The 4,421-nt window shown below is 38.9% G+C and carries 4 protein-coding genes and 1 pseudogene; 3 read left to right on the top strand and 2 right to left on the bottom strand.

From position 1 onward, the window contains the following. The 3 genes from EQY_RS0120855 to EQY_RS0120845 all read left to right on the top strand — a co-directional run. Positions 1–456 (top strand): hypothetical protein (locus EQY_RS0120855; protein ID WP_000685624.1); only part of this gene is annotated, 456 nt, incomplete at its 5' end. Beyond that, positions 453–1,082 (top strand): ABC transporter ATP-binding protein, encoded by a 630-nt coding sequence (locus EQY_RS0120850; RefSeq protein WP_000593047.1) that lies wholly within the window; start codon positions 453–455, stop codon positions 1,080–1,082. The genes EQY_RS0120855 and EQY_RS0120850, both read left to right, overlap by 4 nt. An 8-nt stretch (positions 1,083–1,090) precedes the next feature. Further along, the gene (locus EQY_RS0120845) at positions 1,091–2,311 is read left to right on the top strand and encodes a carbon-nitrogen hydrolase family protein (RefSeq protein ID WP_000478442.1); all 1,221 of its coding nucleotides are present in this window, start codon (positions 1,091–1,093) and stop codon (positions 2,309–2,311) included. A 147-nt stretch (positions 2,312–2,458) separates the two neighbouring features. On the opposite strand, the pseudogene EQY_RS0120840 reads toward EQY_RS0120845, so the two are convergent. Both EQY_RS0120840 and entD read right to left on the bottom strand, forming a co-directional pair. Beyond that, positions 2,459–3,394, bottom strand: a pseudogene (locus tag EQY_RS0120840) (IS630 family transposase). Positions 3,395–3,737: 343 nt separating this feature from the next. After that, entirely contained in the window at positions 3,738–4,358 is a 621-nt protein-coding gene (entD, locus tag EQY_RS0120835) for an enterobactin synthase subunit EntD (protein ID WP_077629720.1), read from the bottom strand. Positions 4,359–4,421 lie beyond the last annotated feature (63 nt).

The following is a 4,421-nucleotide window of genomic DNA, read 5'->3' as shown; positions in this document are numbered from 1 at the left end:
CTTCCGATCTTACTTGACATAGAAGATAAAATAAATGATTCGAACATGGCTATTATAAATCTGAATATAGAGAAAAATAATATTACTAATATATTAAAACTTGCAAAACCGTTGGTATCATCGCCTTTTATCATAAGGAATATTGCTGTAAGCAATGAGCAATATGTCAATTCAGGAGACGATATCGTAGATATTGAACTTCTGGATAAGTTTTTCATTGATGTTAAAATTGATCCTGTGTCTGAACAAGGAAATATCAAAGAAAAAAAGATAAGATATCGCTCTTTGGTCAATGGATTATCCGGTTTAGCATCTGTAGTCCGTATCACCCGTACCTTCGAAAATGGCCAGGATGATAAAAGTTCTGGTTTGAGGGTTGTAACATTAGCCATTGATGGTGATCATAAAAAACTCGCTGAATTACTCGATACTGCTTTTGAGATTGAAATAAAGTGATTAAATTAGATATTTATGAAAAACAGTTCAAGGATAAAAAAATCCTTAGTTCTATATCTGTTAATGTTGAAAAAGGTTCATTTCATGTTATTACAGGGCCTTCCGGGGTCGGAAAGAGTTCACTGTTAAACATACTTGGTTTGTTGGATAGTGAATTTGATGGGAATTATGAGTTTTGTGGTAAAAATATTAATCCGAAGGATTACAATAAAACTTCTCGTATAAGGAAGGAGTATTTTGGTTTTATATTTCAAGATTCTCTCATTAATGAAAAACAAAGTGTACTACGTAACATTCTATGCTCCGTAGATTATCCTTATTTAAAATTCGCAGAGAAAAATGCGCATACCATGCTTGAAATCGTTGGACTCCCTATGCCTGATATGAAGGTTATGAACCTTTCAGGGGGAGAAAAACAGCGTCTTGCTCTTGCAAGAGCTTTAATAAAAAAACCTAAAATTCTTTTGGCCGATGAACCCACCGCGAGTCTGGATAAAAATAATAAAAGGATTATTATGAATATTTTATCCGAATATAATAAAGATGGTGGAAGTGTCGTCATGGTGACACATGATCTTGAACTAATCACAAGCGACATGAGTTTAATTAAATTAGAGAACAACTAGCCAACAAGATGTTTTTGCATATTTTATTATTTATCTTCTTGCTTTGTTATTATCTGATTTCTAAAGGTAATATTAAGTTATTTTTATTTTTCGTATTAATATATTCTTTTGGTTTGTCATTTGAAATGGTTAATGAATATTTTTTTTCGTTAACTCCAACAGTTTATTTCAATTCGATTATTTTATTATATGTTGCTTTATGTAATACCCTGATATTTACCCTATATTACAAGTTATCAAAGAACGGTATTTGGGGATGTGCGATATACGCCGCTGCGATTACCGCTATTTCAGCGATAAAAATATCAATCCCATTAAACCCAATAATATTATATTATAAATACAACCTATTTATTCTACCGCAAACAAATTCTCCCTTGCTTAATCTGTATGTTATAAATTTATTACCAGCATTATTTTTTTGTTGTGATTTTAAAAAAATAATGCTGGTAATTCTATGCTATTTGGCTATGATATTACCCTGTCGCATGCTAATTTCAGATAAAATACCAAAGAGTAATATCGCTGTTATTCAAGTTGGTCTTTATTATAAAAATGGAGGAACACCTGAAAGGTTTTATAATGACATGGCGAAATTTATAAAAGAAAACAGTGTTGACCTTATTGTTTTTTCTGAGAATGTTTACTTTGGTTATAAGAATGAAGTTATTAAAAAAAATACGGATGATTTGTTACTAAAGATTAAAACTGATTCAACACTTAAGCAAAAAGCATTTTTATTTAATTTTTTTGGATACAAAAAGTTTAATAATGTTATATCCATGTTCTTGCATGTGGATAATTCGCAATTACATCAGAAAACAGCATTAATTCCTTTTATAGAAAAAAGAGGCGTATTCAATGCTCCAGAAAAGCTTTCATCAGAATATCTAAATATCGATAAAAAAATAAAAAATAATAATACATTTAAGCTTCATGGCTTAAGTTATAGCATATATATATGCTATGAAGCACTGTTTCCTGAAAAATATGTACACAACGGGGTCGTAATAACACAATCTGATTATATAAGGCTTAATAACGGTAGGGGATATAAGACTACATTGGTTAACGGTAGCTTACTTGCAAAGTTTTCCGTTGCACCAAACACCAAGTTAATAAATGTCCAGAATTATGGTGGAACTATTGTTTTTAATAATGATTGGGAAATTGACTGGGATATTTATAACAAATCCAAAAAAGAACATTTTTTTGTGGTTACTTTATAATACAGCGAGGGAGTGTTGTTGAAATTTTTGTGAGCTATTTACGTGCCCACATATTATTCAAGTCTTGCATATATATGCTGAGTAATTAAATTCCCCTGTGCTATGCCAGTTACTCCATTCGCTTCTAAGTAGCTGATCCTAATACCGCTACACTTTAGCCAGCCCATGCTTTCCACCGGGGAATGGGCTGACGGTATCCATAAAGTGACGAACCTTTTTCAACAGTTGCCACATTGAACGGCACTGGTGATTTCGGGTTATTGTTTCATGAAGCGCCTGCCACAACCGTTCGACATGATTGACCCATGGCGAGTAAATTGGCTGATAAATCACCCTGAACTTTGGGTTTGCTTTCAGCCAGCGCAACGTTTCACAGCTTTTGTGGGTGATGTAGTTATCGACAATGAGCGTAATCTTTTTTGCCCGTCAGTATGTCTCCTTCAGATGTTTTAACAGCCTGATAAATAAGGATGAACCTTTACTGTTTCCACCCACGTAGCTGACTTTGCCCGTACCACTGTGCAGCGCACCGGCAAGATAGTACTTTTCATTCCGGCCCGGCGTAACAACGCGCTTTTGCTGCCCGCGTAACTGCCAGTCTGCGCCGATTTTGGGATTGAGGTGGATCTCCACTTCATCTTCGTAAAACACAGGGTGTTCTATGCTACAACTGGCTAACGCTACATTAATCGCTGCCATTTTTTCTTCCTTATTCGGGCTCCGGATACGCAGTGTTGGTGCTGCTCTGCGCCATACCAGTTCGGCTGCAGGTAACCATCGCCGGGAGAATGCTTAACAAGCTCACGCAGCAATGCGCAAATATGCTCGAACGGCCAGCGCCTCTCACGTCCTGACGGCAATGACTTCAGGCCTTCAACACCCGACAGCGTGAACCAGTTAATCCAGCGACAAATCGATGAGCGAGCACAGCAGAGTGTTCTGGCAGCATGACTGACGGTGTCACCACGATGCAGCATCAGCATGGCTGTGAGCCGCCGGGCGTGGTTTTTTGTCCTTTGTTTTATGGATCGTTTTCTGGATCAGGCGTCGTTCAGTTCTGGGTATTGGTGCTATGATCGGCACTGCTCCGTCCGGTTGGTGATTTGGGATATTCAGCGATTGATCAGATCGCATAATCGACTCTGTAACAGCCTGAACGGTGTCGGGGTGGTAACATAGGTTAGGAAACAGGGTGCGGATGCCATCATGGCGCGGGTCATCAGTCCACTAACGACGCCGGATATATGGCAGCAAATCAGTGGTTGTATATTGAACAACTATAATAGCGTCAGATCTCACCATTATAACGGTGGGCTGACACCGAAAAAATTAGAGAACAGATAACGTTCTTAGCGTAAAACGGTGGTCAATATTACTTGACTACTACAAGCAATGGTTGCTGGCTAACCACAGTAAGGGTTATCCATTAATCGTGTTGACAAAGCGTTATGAGTTGTTTTCCTCTTATCTGCCATTGCACAGCAAATATCTCGTTCTCCCAACAAATAATGATCCGCTGTTTATTCCAGTTCACTATCTGATAATCCAGAAAACCTTGATCTGTCTGTAACTTGCTTGCCTTAAACGCACTCTCTTTCGCTGAAAACGCCAGTGTAAGCACCACAGAAAAGGGTAAATTGCTGACCACAAGCAGCTCGTATTCTGCTGGTGTCATAATGCTGTCTTTCAACTCTTCCGCTGCTTGTGCAGAGAAGATCTCTTCGATATCAATACCCGTTGGTTGATGGGATACCACCGCTAATGCCGTAGCCTGGCAGTGACTAATACTGCCGTATAACCCGGCAGGCCAAAGTGGCTGGCGACGTTCACCGACAGGGGGGGCGTACTTAAAGCCAAATTCCCGTAAAGCATGAACAGCAGCAATCCGTCCGGCTAAATGTTCGGCTTTGCGTTTCCGTCCGGCATGTTGCAGTTGTGCGTAGTGTGGCAGCCAGAGTAAATCCTGCTCGCGAAAACTCACCGGATCGAACTCAACAAAATGCAGCGTATGTCCGGCAAAGGGGAGGGAGGTATGCGTAGTTTTCATGTCGACCATATTAGGAGACTGATGACAAACGCAAAACTGCCTGATGCGCTACGCTTATCAGGC

Source organism: Escherichia sp. TW14182 (assembly GCF_000208525.1).
In the GTDB taxonomy this organism is placed as follows: domain Bacteria; phylum Pseudomonadota; class Gammaproteobacteria; order Enterobacterales; family Enterobacteriaceae; genus Escherichia; species Escherichia ruysiae.
Note: the sequence above shows the minus strand (reverse complement) of the source record. Positions and strands in the feature narration are given on the sequence as shown.

Excerpts from the sequence above, each read along its gene's own strand:
- EQY_RS0120845 (WP_000478442.1), top strand. The coding sequence starts at position 1,091 with ATGTTTTTGCATATTTTATTATTTATCTTCTTGCTTTGTTATTATCTG.
- entD (WP_077629720.1), bottom strand. The coding sequence starts at position 4,358 with ATGAAAACTACGCATACCTCCCTCCCCTTTGCCGGACATACGCTGCAT.